Genomic DNA, 17,080 nt, shown 5'->3' on the forward strand with positions numbered 1-17,080 from the left:
ATTCACCAAGACAGCGAGGTGTTTCGCTGGCTCTCTGCGGTGACTTACGCCATGGTGGCGGCTTTGACAGTGCGCATGATTTTGATGCCGCTGGGTTTGTTGGCCACTGTGCCGATTTTGTTGCGTGTGCTTATTTGTGCGCTCAGTGTGGCGGTGATGGTGTCTAGTCCAGAGCGTCGCTTGGTGCCAGCCTTGCTGACAGGTACGTTGCTGATGTTGGCTTACGGTGTGTTTCGCACAACTCCATAGCCGCTGAGACCCGTCACAGGCAAAACCTACAATTCGTCTGCAACCCTATACGCACTATGAATATCCTGATTTCCAACGACGACGGCTTTCAAGCCCCAGGTATCGTGGCCCTTTACGAGGCGCTGAAAGACTTGGGCCGCGTCGAAGTGATCGCCCCCGAACACAACAACAGCGCCAAGTCCAACGCACTCACGCTGCATTCGCCCTTGTATGTGCACCAAGCCAGCAATGGCTTTCGTTATGTGAATGGCACGCCTGCCGATTGTGTGCACATCGCCCTTACAGGCTTGCTGGACTACAAACCCGACCTCGTGGTGTCTGGCATCAACAACGGCGCCAACATGGGCGACGACACGATTTACTCAGGCACGGTGGGCGCGGCGATGGAAGGCTATTTGTTTGGTGTGCCCGCCATCGCTTTTTCACAAGTTGACAAAGGCTGGGCCCACATTGATGCCTCGGCTGCCAAAGCCCGCGAGCTGGTGCTACAAATGCAGGCACAAGGCCATATCTCTGGTGTGCCTTGGTTGCTAAATGTAAACATCCCCAATCAACCCGTTGCGCAAATTAAGCCTTTGCGCGTGACACGCTTAGGTCGTCGCCATTCGGCTGAGCGTGTCATCACGCAAACCAGCCCACGCGGCGAAACCATGTATTGGATTGGCAGCGCAGGTGCCGCCAAGGACGACAGCGACGGCACTGACTTTCATGCCACCTTTGAGGGCCACATGTCAGTGACGCCGCTGCATGTGGACTTGACCGAACATGCCACTTTGCCGGAGTGGGCCGAGCGTTTGGGTGTCTTGCCGGCATGAAACAACGCCCCAGTTTTCCAGCGCGTTTAGATTCAGACAATCCCCAAGCCGCGCCCAAAACATTGCTAGGCGCCACGCGTGTGGTCACGGCGCAGTCTTCTGTTCGAAGCAAGCCGGCTGGGATGGCCAGCCCCACGGGTGTGGGTTTAGATTCATCCACGGTTCGTGCGCGCATGCTGCAAAAACTGGCATCGCAGGGCATTGACGATGCCGTGGTGCTCGAAGCCATGGGCAGAGTGGAGCGTCACCGCTTTGTCGACAGCGCTTTGGTGAACCAAGCTTACGAGGACACCAGCTTGCCCATTGGCTTGGGACAAACCATCTCCAAGCCCAATGTGGTGGCCCGCATGATTGCGCTGCTGCGCCAAGCTCCAGGCTTGCAGGGGGAGGGCATGATGCGGCGCGTGTTGGAGATCGGCACAGGCTGCGGCTACCAAGCTGCCGTGCTGTCGTGTGTGGCTAGAGAGGTCTACAGCATTGAGCGTCTGCGTGGTCTGCACGACAAAGCGCGGGAGAACATACGCCCCATGCGTTTGCCCAATGTGCATCTGATTTTTGGCGACGGCATGTTGGGCTTCGCACAAGGTGCGCCATACAGCGCCATCATCTCGGCGGCAGGTGGTGAAAACGTACCGCAAGCTTGGATTGATCAACTCGCTGTCGGGGGGCGATTGGTGGCGCCCACGCATACCAGCTCGGGTCAACAGGCCCTGGTTGTGATTGATAAAACTCCGCAGGGCTTGCAACAGTCCTTGCTCGAAGCCGTAAACTTTGTGCCTCTAAAATCAGGCATTGCTTGAACACAGGGAAATAAGAATGTTGCGTGCTGGAATGTGGGGCCTTGCCGCCTTGGTGACTGCGCTGGCGCTGTCGGGTTGCTCTAGCAAAGGCCGCTTAGCGCCTGTCGATGAGCGTGCCATTGGCGGTGCTCGAAGCTCGGCGCGTGTGTCGACAGCCACGGACAGCAGCAGCAAACAAGGCTACTACACCGTCAAGCCCGGTGACACATTGATTCGTATTGGCATGGACAGCGGCCAAAGCTGGCGCGACATCATGCGCTGGAACAAATTAGACAATGCCAACTTAATTGAACCCGGCCAGGTCTTGCGCGTCATGCCGCCTTCCCCTGATGCGCCAGCCGTGCGCGCAACTGCATCGCCTGCTTCCCCGGCTGCTTCAGCGCCCATGCCTGCGGCCTCTGCGTCAACAGCTCCCGCCGCGGTGCCTGCAGCACCTTCTGGCCTAGAAGACGCCATCAGCTTTCAATGGCCTGTACGTGGCAATTTGATCGCCGGTTTTGATGAGTCTAAAAATAAGGGCCTAGACATTGCTGGCAAGGCGGGCGACCCCGTTGGCGCAGCTGCTGATGGTCGAGTGGTCTATGCGGGTGCGGGCTTGCGCGGCTACGGTAACCTGATTATTTTGAAGCACAACAATACTTACTTAACGGCCTACGCGCACAACCAAACTTTGTTGGTGAAAGAAGACCAAATCATCAAGCGTGGCCAAAAGATTGCCGAGATGGGCAGCAGCGATGCCGACCAAGTGAAGCTACATTTTGAAATTCGCCGTCAAGGCAAGCCGGTAGATCCCGCTAAATATTTATCGGCTAATTGATGACTGAAGAGACAAAAGAAGCGGCGACAGAAAAAAAATGGCCGGACAACACGCTCACCATCGAATCGATGGACCTTGAAGCGCAGGGTGTGGCCCATCGGGCCGATGGCAAGGTGGTGTTTGTCGAAGGCGCATTGCCGTTTGAGGTGGTGCGTGCCAATGTGCACCGCAAAAAAGACAATTGGGAAAAGGCCTCACTGCTCGAGGTGGTGCACGAATCATCACAACGCGTCAAGCCAGGTTGCCCGCACTTTGGTTTGCATGCAGGTGCCTGCGGTGGCTGCAAGATGCAGCATCTTGATGCATCTGCGCAAATCGCCGTTAAGCAACGCGCCCTTGAAGACAATTTGTCGCATTTGGGCAAGGTCAAGCCCGAAACGATTTTGCGCCCCATTCAAGGCCCTGCCTGGGGCTATCGCTATCGCGCCCGTTTGTCGGTGCGCTATGTGGTGAAAAAGGGTGAAGTGCTCGTTGGCTTTCATGAGCGCAAAAGCCGCTACGTAGCCGACATGCGCCAGTGCCCAATATTGCCACCGCACGTGAATGCCATGCTGTTGCCCCTGCGCAAGCTCATTGGCAGCATGGAGGCGCGTGAGACCTTGCCGCAAATCGAACTCGCTTGTGGTGACGCTGTGACGGCTTTGGTGCTGCGTCACATGGAACCTTTGAGTCAAAGCGACTTGGCTGCCTTGCACGCGTTTGCTGAACAGTACAAGGTGCAATGGTGGCTGCAGTCCAAAGGCCCAGACACCGTGTGTTTGATGGAGGGTGCATTGGGCAATCCGCTGTCTTATGCCTTGCCAGAATTTGGCATCACCATGCCGTTTAAGCCTACCGACTTCACGCAGGTCAATCCTCATATCAACCGTGTTTTGGTCACGCGTGCCTTGCGCTTGCTCGATGTGCAGCCGACTGAGCGTGTGATTGATTGGTTCTGCGGCTTGGGTAACTTCACTTTGCCCTTGGCTACCCTCGCACGCGAGGTGTTGGGCATTGAGGGCAGCGAGGCTTTGGTGCTCCGTTCAGGCGAGAACTACGTTTTCAACCAAACCAGTCGAAGCAAGCCTTTGGCCCCCACCTGCTTTGTGGCGCGTAACTTGTTTGAAATGACGCCCGATTTGCTGCGTCAAGATGGTGCGTCAGACAAGTGGCTGGTTGACCCACCTCGCGAAGGTGCTTACTCACTCGTGCAGGCCTTGGCTGAGATGCATGAGCAGCCTGAGTTGCTTCAAGGTTGGACACCGCCTAAGCGCATTGTGTACGTCAGTTGCAACCCATCCACCTTAGCGCGCGACGCTGGGGTGTTGGTTAACTCAGCGGGCTATCGCATGACTTTCGCTGGGGCGGTGAACATGTTTCCGCACACGGCACACGTTGAAAGCATGGCCGTCTTTGATTTGGCCTAAAACGCACAGAAAAAACTGCAGACGTAAAAAAGGGACCGTGAGGTCCCTTTTTTACGGTAGTTGAAGCGCTTAATCGCGTTCGCCACCAAAGATGCCGAGCAGGGCCAACAAGCTTTGAAACACGTTCAGGATGTCCAAATACAAGGTCAGTGTGGCGCTGATGTAGTTGGTTTCGCCGCCGTCCATCACTTGCTTCAAGTCATACAACATGAAGGCGCTAAAGATGGCCATGGACAACATGGAAATCACCATCATGCCTGCAGATGAACCGACGAACACGTTAATGATGCTGCCCACCATCAAGACCACAGCGCCCACCATGAGCCATTTGCCCATGCCAGACAAGTCGCGTTTGATGACAGTGGCCAAACTGGCCATCACAAAGAACACTCCAGCGGTGCCTGCAAATGCAGTCATTACCAACTCAGAGCCGTTTTTAAAGCCCAACACCATGGCAATCATGCGAGAGAGCATGAGACCCATGAAGAAGGTAAAAGCCAAGAGCACGTAAACGCCGGTGGAACTGTGCTTGGTCCGCTCAATGGCGTAAATGAAGCCGAAGGCGCCGGCCAGCATCAAGACCAGACCCATCACGCCCGAGATGGCGTAGCTGATGCCTGTAGCCACGCCTACCCAAGCGCCCAACACGGTGGGCAGCATGCTGACTGCGAGCAGCCAATAGGTGTTGCGCAATACGCGGTTGCGTTCTTCTGCGGGAAGAACATAGTGGTCAATGGTTTGAATATTCTCATTCATGTTTAGATCTCCTATAAACCTGATGATTCAGATGAAGCTAATTCTAGAGGTTTCAAGTGGCGCAGGTCTATCGCTTACTTTTATTGAGGTTTCTTGTATGTTTTTCGTCAGATAAGTGGGTTGCATAGACTCGGTATGCTTGTGGTTTCCTTACTTTTGAAACTGAATTGTCATGAAAACCAAACATTTCCTTGAATCCGCAGATGTCAAAGCCATTGCCGCCGCCGCTGAGGCAGAGGCTTTGAAAAACCATTGGGCTGTAACCATTGCCATCGTGGATGACGGTGGACACTTGTTAGCGCTGCAACGTTTGGACGGTGCGCCCGCTATTTCGTCCTACATTGCACCTGCCAAAGCCAACACGGCAGCTTTGGGTCGTCGCGAAAGCAAGGTTTACGAAGACGTCATCAATGGCGGCCGCATATCTTTTTTAAGTGCGCCTGAAATCAAGGGCATGCTCGAAGGTGGCGTGCCCATTGTCAAAGACGGCCAATTTATTGGCGCAGTGGGCGTGAGTGGTGTGAAATCCAACGAAGATGCACAAATTGCCAAGGTAGGCATTGCTGCCCTTGGACTGTAAACCACACGGTTTTTAATAGCAAAAGGCCTCGCAGCGATTAGCTGCGAGGCCTTTTCATTGCGTTTGCAGGTTTAGTAAATCAAGCGTTCAGGGTTGATTTCTTGCAGGATGGTGGTCGCAATTTCTTCAATACTTTTGTGAGTGGTTGACAACCAACGGATGCCAGCACGACGCATCATGGCTTCCGCTTCCGCCACTTCATGGCGGCAGTTGGCCAGGCTGGCGTAGTTGGAGTTGGGGCGGCGCTCGTTGCGAATTTCGCTCAGACGCTCTGGTTGAATCGTCAGGCCAAAGATTTTCTTTTTGTGTGGCATCAAAGCAGGCGGTAGTTGGCGGCGCTCAAAGTCTTCGGGAATCAGTGGGTAGTTGGAGGCTTTGAGTCCGTGCTGCATGGCCAAGTAAAGGCTGGTGGGAGTTTTGCCGCTGCGGCTCACGCCCACCAAAATGACGTCAGACAAATCTAAATCGCGGTTGAGTTGGCCATCATCGTGCGACAGGCTGAAGTTGATGGCTTCAATTCTGTCGTGGTATTCCTTACTCTTACTGGCATCTGAGAAGCGGCCCACTCGGTGGTTGGATTTGATGCCTAGTTCATGCTCCAAGGGATTCACAAAGGTGCTAAACATGTCCATCAACATGCAATGGCCTTGGCAGCCTTCTTGAATCACGCTGAGCACTTCCATATTGACCAAAGTGGTGAACACAATCGGTTTGCGCCCCTCCACATCGCCGGTGTGCGTGATTTGACGAACCGCTTGGTGAGCCTTGTCGACCGAGTCCACAAAAGGAATTCGGATGTGGCGAAATTTAATTTCGAATTGCGCCAAGATGGCATTACCAAAAGTTTCTGCGGTGATGCCGGTGCCGTCTGACACAAAGAAAACGCTGGGATGGGGCATGAAAAACTTTCAATAGGGCTCGGGTGTTTGTGCAAAAGAGGCACCTTGTCGGCCACCTACAATGCCCCATTATCCAAATTTCGCCACGCAGACTTTCGACTCATTCGAAAAACACCAAAGTCGCCGCGCTGCATGGCCGCATCCGTTTTAACTTTTGGAGCTTGTCGATGACTGCACTTTTCAGCCCAACCGCCCTGGTTGTTCCTTTTGAAAAACTTCGAATGACGGACGTCGAATCCGTGGGCGGCAAAAACGCCAGCCTTGGCGAAATGATTTCGCAATTACCCACCGGCGTACGAGTGCCCACGGGCTTTGCCACTACGGCCCACGCCTTTCGTGAGTTTTTGGCGCACGACGGCTTGGCCGACAAAATTAACGCTCTTTTGGACAAACTTGACACCGAAGACGTCCGTGCTTTGGTAGCAGTAGGTGCCGAAATTCGCGCCATGGTAGAGGCTCAGCCGTTCCCTGCTGACTTGCAAAAAGCCATTGCTGATGAGTTTGCGATTTTGTCTGCAGACAATGCCGCAGCTACTTTCGCTGTACGCTCGTCTGCAACAGCCGAAGATTTGCCGGATGCTTCTTTTGCGGGCCAACAAGAAACCTTCCTCAACGTGCATGGCATTGACGAAGTGCTGCACAAGATGAAGGAAGTGTTTGCCTCTTTGTACAACGATCGCGCCATCAGCTACCGTGTGCACAAGGGTTTTGCCCACGCCGATGTGGCTTTGTCCGCGGGCGTGCAACGCATGGTGCGTTCTGACCTGGGCGCGGCTGGTGTGATGTTCACCATCGACACCGAATCTGGTTTTGAAGATGTGGTGTTCATCACTTCGAGCTACGGCCTCGGCGAGACCGTAGTTCAAGGCGCGGTGAATCCAGACGAGTTTTACGTCCACAAACCAACGTTGAAGGCTGGCAAGCGCGCAGTGATTCGCCGCAACTTGGGCTCCAAGCTCTTGCAAATGGAGTTCTCCACGGCTGAAGAGAAAAAAGCTACAGGCAAATTGGTAAAGACCACGGATGTGCCCACCGAACTGCGTAACCGTTACTCCCTGACTGACGCGGATGTCGAGCAATTGGCCCACTACGCCATGGTGATTGAGGCCCATTACCAACGTCCCATGGATATTGAATGGGGCAAAGACGGCACAGACGGTCTTTTGTACATCTTGCAAGCGCGCCCAGAAACTGTGAAAAGCCAAGCCAAAGGCAAGTCTGAATTCCGTTACAAGCTCAAAGGCCACAGCACCGTATTGGCCGAAGGCCGCGCCATTGGCCAAAAAATTGGTACGGGTCCAGTGCGGTTGGTGCACAACATCAGCGAGATGGACACCGTTCAGCCTGGCGATGTTTTGGTCACCGATATGACCGATCCCAACTGGGAGCCCGTGATGAAGCGTGCCAGCGCCATCGTGACCAACCGTGGCGGCCGAACTTGTCATGCTGCCATCATCGCGCGAGAGTTGGGTATACCTGCGGTGGTCGGTTGCGGTGATGCGACCGAGCGCTTAAAAGAAGGCACGCTCGTGACCGTGAGCTGTTCAGAAGGTGACACCGGCAAGATTTACGACGGCTTGCTCGAAACTGAAGTGACCGAAGTGCAGCGCGGCACCATGCCAGAGATTAAAACCAAGATCATGATGAACGTGGGTAACCCACAGTTGGCTTTTGACTTCTGTCAATTGCCTAATGAGGGCGTGGGTTTGGCCCGCCTAGAGTTCATCATCAACAACAACATTGGCGTCCATCCCAAGGCTATCTTGGACTACCCCAATGTCGATGCCGACTTGAAAAAGGCGGTGGAGTCTGTAGCCCGTGGCCATGCATCACCTCGCGCTTTCTATGTGGACAAAGTGGCCGAAGGCATTGCCACCATCGCTGCCGCGTTCTGGCCAAAACCAGTGATCGTTCGACTGTCCGACTTCAAGTCCAACGAATACCGCAAACTCATTGGCGGTAGCCGCTATGAGCCAGAGGAAGAAAATCCCATGTTGGGCTTTCGTGGCGCCGCACGTTACATCAGTAAGGAGTTCGGCGAAGCTTTTGCGATGGAGTGCGAAGCCATGCGTCGCGTACGTGCCGACATGGGATTGACCAACGTGCAAGTGATGGTGCCGTTTGTCCGTACCTTGGCCCAAGCCGAGCGTGTAACCAATTTGTTGGCCCAGCACGGTTTGAAGCGCGGCGAGAACGACCTCAAGGTCATCATGATGTGCGAAGTGCCTAGCAACGCGATTCTTGCTGACGACTTCTTGAAGTTCTTTGACGGCTTCTCGATCGGCTCCAACGACTTGACCCAACTCACCTTAGGTCTGGACCGTGATTCTGGTTTGGAGTTGTTGGCTGCTGACTTTGATGAGCGCGACCCTGCAGTCAAGGCCTTGCTCAGTAAAGCCATCTCTGCTTGTTTGGCGCAAGGTAAGTACGTGGGCATCTGCGGCCAAGGCCCTAGCGATCACCCCGACTTCGCACATTGGTTGGCAGACGAGGGCATCAGCTCAATCTCGCTCAACCCAGACAGTGTGATTGACACTTGGAAGTCATTGGCCAAGTAAACCTCCTTGACAAAACCACCCCCCACTGCCTCTGAGTCTGAGGCCACGCTTTCATCCGCATTTAAATTTTCGGCTTTGACGACGCGCTCGCTTGTGGGTGTTTGTGTGGTGGTTTTGTTGACCGTGGGATCTTTGGCATTGGCTTGGCGCCTACCTGATATGACCTTGTTGCATTTTTTGTGGGTTGCTCAGGCAGTTCCTGTGTTGTATTTGCTGTTGGCTTGGTGGGGTATTCAGCCCTCACCTATGAATGACGATGCGGATTAAATTTTGGCCTTGGCGGTTGCTCATACTCAGCTTTGCTGGGATGGTGTTGCTGATGTTTTTACTTTTGTTGGCCGATTTGGCTGGCGTTCCCAAAGGTGTGGTCAACGGCTTTTTCTTGGTGGCGTCCATCATTGGTTATGCGGTGATCGGCATGTTTTGTCGAACTACGATTCCTGAAGAGTATTTTGTTGCAGGGCGAAGGATCAGCGCCCCATTGAATGGCATGGCGACGGCTGCCGATTGGATTTCTGCGGCGTCCTTCATTGGTTTGACGGGGTTGTTGCTCTCAGATGGCTTTGTGGGTGATGGGCAACACCCGGGTGGCTTGGCCTATTTGCTGGGTTGGACAGGTGGCTTTTGTTTGCTTGGTTTTTTGTTTGCGGCCAAGCTCAACCTATCGCAATCCATCACCATCCCCGAATTTTTAGGTCGTCGTTTTGACAGTGCGGCTGTGCGTTGGCTGGCTGCGTGGGGTGCCATTTTGTGTTCCAGCGTTTACTTGGTGGCGCAAATTTATGGCATCGGCTTGGTGGCTTCTATGCTCTCGGGCTTGACTTTTGAGTTGGGTGTTTTCTTGGCTTTAGGTGGCGTGCTGTTGTGCTCATTCCTTGGGGGTATGCGCGCCGTCACGTGGACGCAGGGTGTGCAATGCGTGGTGATCGTGGTCTCAATGGTGGTGCTGGGTATGGCGGTGTCACTCAAGACGCAAGGCCACCCTTTTGTCAATATTGCCGCTGCGCAGTCACTCCCAGAAATTCAAGCGCGCGCAAAACAAATTGAAACTGATCCCGCAGAGCAGTCCACCCGAGAGTTGATCAGCATGCGGATAAGCAATTTGGACGCCAAGATTGCAGAGCCCGTCTACGCGCGGGAAATGGAGCGTCAAAACGTGGCGCAACAGTTGGCCAAGGCCAAGTCCGACAACGCGCCCTTGCGCGAGATCCAAAAGCTAGAAGCCAACCCCGCTTGGCGTGAGACCTCTGTTGATCGTTTGGTCAGTGCTTGGCAAACTGAGCGAGAGGCTTTAGGCCAAGCTATTCAGAGGCCAGTTGGCTTTCAGGTGCCGTATCTCGAGGGCTGGAATCCAGGCTGGAACAACAGTTTGGCACTGGTATTTTGTTTGATGTTGGGCACAGCAGCTTTGCCGCATATTCTGGTTCGCTCTTACACAACTGCCACCCCCGCAGAAGCCCAACGCTCAATTGTCTGGGCTTTGGGCTTTATTGTGGTGGTGTACTTGTGTGCCTCATCCTTGGCTGTGTTGCTAAAGTCTTTCGTGTTGACTGAGTTGGTGGGCGCGCATTTGGATCAACTACCTGATTGGGCGGACCGCCTCAAGCTTCGAAAAATGGCGCTGCTGAGCATTCAAGATCACAACCAAGATGGCATCGTCCAGTTTGCTGATATCCGTTTTTATAACGATTACTTGCTTCTTGCTATGCCTGAAATCACCCACATTTCTGCTGTTTTTACGGGCCTGCTGGCCGCAGGCGCACTGGCCGCAGCCCTGTCAACTGCGGATGGTTTATTGCTTACGATTTCCAACGCTTTGGCGCAAGATCTTTATTTTGAAACTGCCGCGCCTAATGCGCCTCCGTTACGTCGTGTCATGCTTTCCAAAATTTTGCTGATGGTGGTGGCTTTGTTGGCCGCTTGGTTTGCTACCAACCGCCAGGTGAATATTTTGTTTTGGGTGACGTGTGCGTTTTCATTGGCTGCAGCTACGTTTTTTCCTGTGCTGTTGCTGGGAATTTATTGGCGCGGCATGAACCGGTTGGGGGCATTGTTGGCTATGGCGTCTGGTTTGGGTGTGACGTTGTACTACATCGCCGTCAACCATCCTTGGCTGCAAATGCGCTTGCAACTGCATTCATCTGAGACCTTGTGGCTGGGCCTAGATCCCGTTTGTGCGGGGGTGTTTGGCGTACCCGTAGGCTTGTTGTTTGGCTTTCTGGGCAGCAAGCTTTCCGAAGCACCCAAAGATTGACTATAATCGTGAGCTTTTCCCTTGCTGCCAGCGTCAGACGCCGCAGGCAGCTTCAAATCCACAAGGAGTGTCCATGCGTCATTACGAAATCATTTTGTTGATCCACCCGGATCAAAGCGAACAAGTTCCAGCCATGTTGGAGCGCTACAAAGGCATGATCACCGCGGGTGGTGGTGCTATCCATCGCACGGAAGACTGGGGTCGCCGCCAGTTGGCCTACATGATCAATAAGCTTGCCAAAGCTCACTACATTTGCTTGAACATCGAAGCTAGCCAAGCTGTGATGTCTGAACTCGAACACGCGTTCAAGTTCAACGATGCTGTGTTGCGCCATATGACTGTCTTGCGTAAGAAGGCTGACACAACGCCTTCTGTCATGATGAAGACTGTCGAGCGCGAAGAAGCTCGTAAGAACCAGCAAGCCGAGTTTGCGGGTTAATTGCTGACTTATTACAAGGTTTGAACCTCGTTGTTTTGAGTGCTTGTGTTGTGGAGGCTTCGGCCGTGCGATACACACCAGCCGGTTTGCCCGCCATTGATTTAAGACTCGAACATGCGTCTGACATTCAAGAAGCAGGTCAAAAGCGACAAGTCAAAGCAACGGTCAAAACAGTTGCCTTGGGATCTTTGGTAGAGCGTTTAGCTCAGCTTCCCCTCGGTAGCCTTTGGCAGTTCAGCGGTTTTTTAGCCTCGCCTCGTAACAGCAAAAACGTCGTTTTCCACATTCAAGATTTTCAGCAAATTTCATAGGAGGCCCAAATTATGGCCACGTTCAAGAAATTCAACAAAGACAAGCGCCCAAAGCGCAACACACAATCTTTGCTTTTTAAGCGTAAGCGCTTTTGCCGCTTCACCGTCACTGGCGTTGAAGAAATCGACTACAAAGATGTCGACATTTTGCGTGACTTCATTGCCGAAAACGGCAAGATCATTCCCGCACGCCTCACCGGCACACGCGCCATTTACCAACGTCAGCTGAACACCGCCATCAAGCGCGCACGCTTCTTGGCCTTGGTGCCATACAGCGACCAGCACAAGATTTAAGGAGACCGATCATGCAAATTATTCTGCTCGACAAGGTCGTTAACCTCGGTAACCTCGGCGAAATCGTCCGTGTGAAAGATGGTTACGCCCGCAACTTTTTGATTCCCTCAGGCCGCGCTCGTCGCGCCACTGAGACCGCGATCAAAGAATTCGAAGTGCGCCGCGCTGAACTCGAAAAAGCTGCAGGTGAGAAATTAGCTGCCGCACAAGCTCAAGGCGAGAAGTTGGCTGGCAAAGTCGTCAAGATCGGCCAAAAAGCTGGTGTAGATGGCCGTTTATTTGGCTCTGTGACCAACCACGACATCGCTGCCGCGTTGTCAAAAGATGGTTTTGCAGTGGCTAAAGCCCAAATCCGAATGCCTAACGGCCCGATCAAGGTTGTTAGCGATAGCACTGTGGGTGTGGCTTTGCACACCGACGTGATCGTCGACATCACAGTCTCCGTGTACGGCGAAGCTGCTTAAGCTTTTGCGCATCACACCAAGCCGCTCTTCGGAGCGGCTTTTTTATTTGTTCTTTGCTTTCCCCAGTTAACCCACCTCTTATTCACAAAGTTATCCACAGATTTATCCCAAGCGTTCGGCGCCTCTGGGCTTAGGATGTGCGTTTTACAGGATCACCATGTCAGCCGCTTCTAACAGCTTTGATGAGAGCTTCTCTCAAGACCAGCAAATCGCACAACTGCGCATTCCTCCGCACTCCATCGAGGCTGAGTCCAGCGTTTTGGGAGGCTTGCTGCTAGACAACAGCGCATGGGATCGTGTGGGTGACTTGTTGAATGAGGGCGACTTTTACCGCTATGAGCACAAGCAGGTTTACAGCGCTATCTTGACGTTAGTAAACGCCAGCCGGCCCGCCGATGTGATCACGGTTTACGAGCACTTGCAAACCTTGGGCAAGGCTGAAGAAATAGGTGGCTTGGGCTACCTCAATGCCTTGGCGCAGTACGTGCCAAGTGCCAGCAACATTCGGCGCTATGCCGAAATCGTGCGAGAGCGTGCGATTTTGCGCAAGTTGGTCACCGCCAGTGATGAAATTGCCACCAATGCCTTTAACACCCAGGGCAGGGCGGTTGCTCAAATCTTGGACGAAGCTGAACAAAAAATCTTCAACATTGGTGAAGAAGGCTCACGCATGAAGCAGGGCTTTCAAGCCATGCCAAAGCTGGTAGATGACCTGCTCGGGCGCGTCCAAGAAATGGCCGACAACCAAAACGACATCACGGGCGTGCCCACAGGTTTTGTCGATTTTGATCGCATGACTTCCGGCTTGCAGCCTGGAGACTTGGTTGTGCTGGCGGCGCGTCCCTCCATGGGAAAAACTGCGCTAGCCATCAACATTGCCGAGCATGTTGCAGTGAGCGAAGGCTTGCCAGTCGCTGTGTTTTCCATGGAAATGGGCGCATCTCAATTGGCCGTGCGTATCGTCGGCTCAATTGGTCGCATTGATCAAGGGCATTTACGCACGGGTAAGCTGTCCGACGACGAGTTTTCGCGCTTGTTTGAAGCGGTTGAAAAACTGCGCAATGTCTCGTTGCACATCGACGAAACACCCGGCCTCACCCCTAGCGAACTGCGGGCCAATGCCAGACGTTTGTCACGTCAATGCGGCAAGCTTGGCCTGATCGTGGTTGACTATTTGCAACTCATGAGTGGCTCAAACAGCAGCGGCGGTGACAACCGTGCCACAGAGATTGGTGAGATTTCGAGGGGGTTGAAAATGCTGGCCAAAGAGCTGCAATGTCCTGTCATTGCCCTGTCTCAACTCAACCGAAGCGTCGAGCAGCGAACGGATAAGCGCCCCATGATGAGTGACTTGCGTGAATCGGGTGCCATTGAGCAAGATGCTGACGTGATCATGTTTATTTACCGCGACGATTACTACAACAAAGAGTCGAAAGAGCCAGGCGTGGCTGAAATCATCATCGGCAAGCAACGTAACGGTCCTACGGGCACTATCAAGTTGGCCTTCTTGAAGCCACTCACCAAGTTCGAAAGCTTGGCCAGTGGCTACAGCAGTGGTGGTGACTACTAAGGCTGGCTAAACCTTAAAGCACCTCGCTGGCAAAGTCTGCCAGTCGCGATCGCTCGCCACGGGCCAAGGTGATGTGGCCGCCATGCGGCCAGCCCTTGAAACGGTCCACCGCATACGTCAATCCCGATGAGCCTTCGGTGAGATAGGGTGTGTCGATTTGGGCCAAGTTACCCATGCAGATGATTTTGGTGCCTGGGCCTGCGCGTGTGATGAGCGTTTTCATTTGCTTAGGCGTTAAGTTTTGTGCTTCATCGATGATGAGGTACTTGTTCAAGAACGTTCGACCGCGCATGAAGTTCAGGCTCTTGATTTTGATGCGACTGCGAATCAAATCATTCGTGGCTGCACGTCCCCAGTCGCCAGAGCTGGTTTCGGTTTTGGCCAGCACTTCGAGGTTGTCATCCAAGGCGCCCATCCAAGGGCCCATTTTTTCTTCTTCAGTGCCGGGTAGAAATCCAATGTCTTCGCCTACGCTAACGGTCGCGCGAGTCATGATGATTTCGGTATAGCGGCGGTCATCCAGCACTTGTGTGAGACCTGCGGCCAAAGCCATGAGCGTCTTGCCCGTGCCCGCTGTGCCAGTGAGGGTGACAAAGTCAATCTCTGGGTCTGTGAGCAAGTTCATCGCAAAATTTTGTTCGCGGTTGCGTGTAGTCACTCCCCAGACGGCATTTTTGAGGTGGGTGAAGTCTTTGAGCGTTTTTAGCACCACGGTGTGACCGCGAATCTCAGTCACTCGGGCATACAGGCTGGGTTCGCCTGGCGCTTCGTAATAGACGAACTGATTGATGTGTAAGTCAGGCACCAATGGGCCACTCAAACGATAAAAGGTGTGGCTGCCACTTTGCCAGCTTTCCACCTCTTTGGCGTGCTTGAGCCAAAAGTCTTCGGGTAGAGCTAAGGCACCTGAATACAACAGGTCGCCGTCTTCGAGGGTCTTGTCGTTTTGATAGTCTTCTGCCGCCAAGCCCAGTGCACGGGCTTTGACACGCATGTTGATGTCTTTGGAAACCAACACCACTTCGCGCTGAGCGTGCTTGTTGCGCAGGGCTTCGACCACGCCCAAAATTTGGTTGTCAGCTTTGCCTTGCGGCAGGCTGGCGGGCAGCGTGAAGTCAAGCGGCTCTGTTTGGAAGAATAAGCGCCCACCTACTTCGATGTGACCTGTTCCATCAAGCTTGATGCCAGTGATGATGTCCGAGTTGTGTGAAGCCACCAGGGCGTCCAATGAGCGGCTGGTTTGGCGGGCATTGCGAGCCACTTCCGTCATGCCTTTTTTATGACCGTCTAATTCTTCGAGCACGATCATGGGCAAGAACACATCGTGTTCTTCAAAGCGGAATAAGCACATCGGGTCGTGCATCAGCACATTCGTGTCGAGCACAAACAACTTGGCGGGGCCAGTGTGTTTTTTCTTTGCTGTGGAAGCGCGTGCAGGGGTTGCTTTGCGCTCCCCTTTGTAAGCAGGCATGGGGTCAGATTTGCGGGGAGCAGGGGCTGGCGTGGATCGGGTCTTGGCAACCACGGTTTCATCTAGCGCGCGTGGTTCATGGTGCGTTGTTGCTTTTCGTATGCTGCGCGATTTGGCAGGGGCGGTAGCTAAGCCCTCAGTGTTCAAAAAGGCGGCACGTTTGGCTGGGGCAGGTGGCAGTGGCATAGATGAAACTTAAAGAGTTAAAACGCAATGAAAAAACTGAAATTCAGGCTTAAGAAGCGAAAAAGCCGCCTGGAGGCCAAGGCGGCTTTTTTTTAGAAAACATGTTCGATTCTGTCAATGTCATGAAATCACTATAACCGAGCTATATGACATTCATGGTCAGGTTTCAGGCCGTTGCTGCTGCCGTAGCTTTCTTCAAGGCTTTGACAGCCTTGAGAACATCGTCCACGTGGCCTGGCACCTTGAGGCCGCGCCACTCTTCCTTGAGTAAGCCGTCGGCGCCCACCAAAAAGGTGCTGCGTTCAATGCCTTTGACTTTTTTGCCATACATAATTTTATTTTTTACAACGCCAAACATGTGACACATTTTTTCTTCTGTGTCGGCAATCAGCTCAAAGGGCAGTTCGAGTTTGGTTTTGAATTCGTCGTGTGACTTCATGTTGTCTCGAGAGACGCCAAACACCATGGCACCTGCTTTGACAAAGTCTTTGTACTTGTCGCGAAACTGCATAGCCTCTGTGGTGCAACCAGGCGTGTTGTCCTTGGGGTAAAAGTACAAAACCATCACTTGGCCATTGTGTGATGTATTGCTGACTTTAATGCCGCCTGTTGCATTAGCTTCAAATTCGGGGAGGGGTTTATTGACAACAATTGCCATAGCGCTCAATCAGGTGTGACAGTTCAAACGGCCGGATGAAGGAGGCGACTGTCGAGACAGCCCCCTTCCGGCAACTCAATATTTTAACTTAGAAACCTTGCTTTAAAAATGAAATAGCGCATGATTAAGACACGATGTGAAGCGTGTGCTTAATTATTACTTGTGCAAGTTTCTATGAGGAGTGCTGCAGCTACTTTGCGGCCTTCGCCTGCCAAGATGTTGTAAGTTCGACAAGCGGCTTGTGTATCCATGGTCTCTAGGCCAATTCGACGTTGCATCAAACCAGCTTGCCACTCAGGCTTGGGAAAGCGGTGTCGTTCACCGCTGCCAAAGATGACCAGTTCCACATCTAATTTGGAGAGCAGTAAAAAGTGTTCAGGTCCTAAATCGTCAAAACTTTTGCAATCCCAGTCAAGGCGCACGCCTTCGGAGGTGATGAGTATGCTGTGCATGATTTTTTCGCCTTGGATGGCGATCCATCCCGAGCCATAGGCGGTCACGGACTGGGTCTCGATGCGATCGGGTTGTAATTTCATAAATGCCTTGAGATTTG

19 protein-coding genes are annotated in these 17,080 nt (G+C 53.1%); 14 read left to right on the forward strand and 5 right to left on the reverse strand.

The genetic code is table 11. The annotated features are described in order from the left end of the window. The 5 genes from ABWP81_RS00935 to rlmD form a co-directional block, all read left to right on the forward strand. Positions 1 to 249, forward strand: a 249-nt coding sequence (locus ABWP81_RS00935; protein ID WP_353138342.1) for an AzlD domain-containing protein, incomplete at its 5' end; no start/stop codon positions are given. Positions 250 to 305: 56 nt separating this feature from the next. Beyond that, positions 306 to 1,064: a 5'/3'-nucleotidase SurE gene (surE, locus tag ABWP81_RS00940; protein WP_353138345.1), complete on the forward strand. Its 759-nt coding sequence runs from the start codon at positions 306 to 308 to the stop codon at positions 1,062 to 1,064. 122 nt (positions 1,065 to 1,186) lie between these two features. Next, positions 1,187 to 1,864 (forward strand): protein-L-isoaspartate(D-aspartate) O-methyltransferase, encoded by a 678-nt coding sequence (locus tag ABWP81_RS00945; RefSeq protein ID WP_502905496.1) that lies wholly within the window; start codon positions 1,187 to 1,189, stop codon positions 1,862 to 1,864. Positions 1,865 to 1,880: 16 nt separating this feature from the next. Beyond that, positions 1,881 to 2,681: a peptidoglycan DD-metalloendopeptidase family protein gene (locus ABWP81_RS00950; RefSeq protein ID WP_353131897.1), complete on the forward strand. Its 801-nt coding sequence runs from the start codon at positions 1,881 to 1,883 to the stop codon at positions 2,679 to 2,681. Continuing rightward, a complete protein-coding gene (rlmD, locus tag ABWP81_RS00955; RefSeq protein WP_353138350.1) occupies positions 2,681 to 4,087 on the forward strand; it encodes a 23S rRNA (uracil(1939)-C(5))-methyltransferase RlmD in 1,407 nt (468 codons plus the stop codon). Before ABWP81_RS00950 ends, rlmD begins: the two co-directional genes overlap by 1 nt. Positions 4,088 to 4,156: 69 nt before the next feature. On the opposite strand, the gene ABWP81_RS00960 is transcribed toward rlmD, so the two are convergent. Next, a complete protein-coding gene (locus tag ABWP81_RS00960; RefSeq protein WP_353131893.1) occupies positions 4,157 to 4,843 on the reverse strand; it encodes a Bax inhibitor-1/YccA family protein in 687 nt (228 codons plus the stop codon). A gap of 172 nt (positions 4,844 to 5,015) precedes the next feature. Between ABWP81_RS00960 and ABWP81_RS00965 the strand changes: the two genes are divergently transcribed. Further along, positions 5,016 to 5,423, forward strand: a complete 408-nt coding sequence (locus tag ABWP81_RS00965) for a GlcG/HbpS family heme-binding protein (RefSeq protein ID WP_353131891.1) — start codon at positions 5,016 to 5,018, stop codon at positions 5,421 to 5,423. Positions 5,424 to 5,494: 71 nt separating this feature from the next. Here the strand turns inward: ABWP81_RS00965 and ppsR are convergent, their stop codons facing one another. Then, entirely contained in the window at positions 5,495 to 6,322 is an 828-nt protein-coding gene (gene ppsR / locus ABWP81_RS00970) for a posphoenolpyruvate synthetase regulatory kinase/phosphorylase PpsR (protein ID WP_353131889.1), read from the reverse strand. A gap of 167 nt (positions 6,323 to 6,489) precedes the next feature. Here ppsR and ppsA point away from each other — a divergent pair, with 167 nt between their 5' ends. The 8 genes from ppsA to dnaB all read left to right on the forward strand — a co-directional run bounded on the left by ppsA (position 6,490) and on the right by dnaB (position 14,212). Further along, positions 6,490 to 8,880 (forward strand): phosphoenolpyruvate synthase, encoded by a 2,391-nt coding sequence (ppsA, locus tag ABWP81_RS00975; RefSeq protein ID WP_353131887.1) that lies wholly within the window; start codon positions 6,490 to 6,492, stop codon positions 8,878 to 8,880. Positions 8,881 to 8,886: 6 nt separating this feature from the next. After that, on the forward strand, positions 8,887 to 9,147 hold the full coding sequence (locus ABWP81_RS00980) for a hypothetical protein (protein WP_353138352.1): 261 nt from the start codon (positions 8,887 to 8,889) through the stop codon (positions 9,145 to 9,147). 52 nt (positions 9,148 to 9,199) lie between these two features. Beyond that, positions 9,200 to 11,134, forward strand: coding sequence for a VC_2705 family sodium/solute symporter (locus ABWP81_RS00985; protein WP_353138355.1), 1,935 nt, complete (start codon positions 9,200 to 9,202; stop codon positions 11,132 to 11,134). A 73-nt stretch (positions 11,135 to 11,207) separates the two neighbouring features. Next, positions 11,208 to 11,573 carry a 30S ribosomal protein S6 gene (gene rpsF / locus ABWP81_RS00990; RefSeq protein WP_353131881.1) on the forward strand — a complete coding sequence of 122 codons (366 nt, stop codon included), beginning with the start codon at positions 11,208 to 11,210 and terminating at the stop codon, positions 11,571 to 11,573. A gap of 20 nt (positions 11,574 to 11,593) precedes the next feature. Beyond that, positions 11,594 to 11,884 (forward strand): primosomal replication protein N, encoded by a 291-nt coding sequence (priB, locus tag ABWP81_RS00995; RefSeq protein ID WP_353138358.1) that lies wholly within the window; start codon positions 11,594 to 11,596, stop codon positions 11,882 to 11,884. Positions 11,885 to 11,896: 12 nt separating this feature from the next. Beyond that, positions 11,897 to 12,178 carry a 30S ribosomal protein S18 gene (gene rpsR, locus ABWP81_RS01000; RefSeq protein WP_353131877.1) on the forward strand — a complete coding sequence of 94 codons (282 nt, stop codon included), beginning with the start codon at positions 11,897 to 11,899 and terminating at the stop codon, positions 12,176 to 12,178. 11 nt (positions 12,179 to 12,189) lie between these two features. After that, the gene (gene rplI / locus ABWP81_RS01005; RefSeq protein WP_353138361.1) at positions 12,190 to 12,642 is read left to right on the forward strand and encodes a 50S ribosomal protein L9; all 453 of its coding nucleotides are present in this window, start codon (positions 12,190 to 12,192) and stop codon (positions 12,640 to 12,642) included. A 157-nt stretch (positions 12,643 to 12,799) separates the two neighbouring features. Further along, positions 12,800 to 14,212 (forward strand): replicative DNA helicase, encoded by a 1,413-nt coding sequence (gene dnaB / locus ABWP81_RS01010; RefSeq protein WP_353138364.1) that lies wholly within the window; start codon positions 12,800 to 12,802, stop codon positions 14,210 to 14,212. Between the two features lie 13 nt (positions 14,213 to 14,225). On the opposite strand, the gene ABWP81_RS01015 is transcribed toward dnaB, so the two are convergent. The 3 genes from ABWP81_RS01015 to ABWP81_RS01025 all read right to left on the reverse strand — a co-directional run bounded on the left by ABWP81_RS01015 (position 14,226) and on the right by ABWP81_RS01025 (position 17,063). After that, positions 14,226 to 15,869, reverse strand: coding sequence for a PhoH family protein (locus ABWP81_RS01015; RefSeq protein WP_353138367.1), 1,644 nt, complete (start codon positions 15,867 to 15,869; stop codon positions 14,226 to 14,228). A 166-nt stretch (positions 15,870 to 16,035) separates the two neighbouring features. Further along, positions 16,036 to 16,527, reverse strand: coding sequence for a peroxiredoxin (locus tag ABWP81_RS01020; protein WP_353131867.1), 492 nt, complete (start codon positions 16,525 to 16,527; stop codon positions 16,036 to 16,038). Between the two features lie 149 nt (positions 16,528 to 16,676). After that, the gene (locus ABWP81_RS01025; protein WP_353131865.1) at positions 16,677 to 17,063 is read right to left on the reverse strand and encodes an Mth938-like domain-containing protein; all 387 of its coding nucleotides are present in this window, start codon (positions 17,061 to 17,063) and stop codon (positions 16,677 to 16,679) included. Positions 17,064 to 17,080: the final 17 nt, after the last annotated feature.

The organism is Limnohabitans sp., from assembly GCF_040401135.1.
Taxonomy (GTDB): domain Bacteria; phylum Pseudomonadota; class Gammaproteobacteria; order Burkholderiales; family Burkholderiaceae_C; genus Limnohabitans.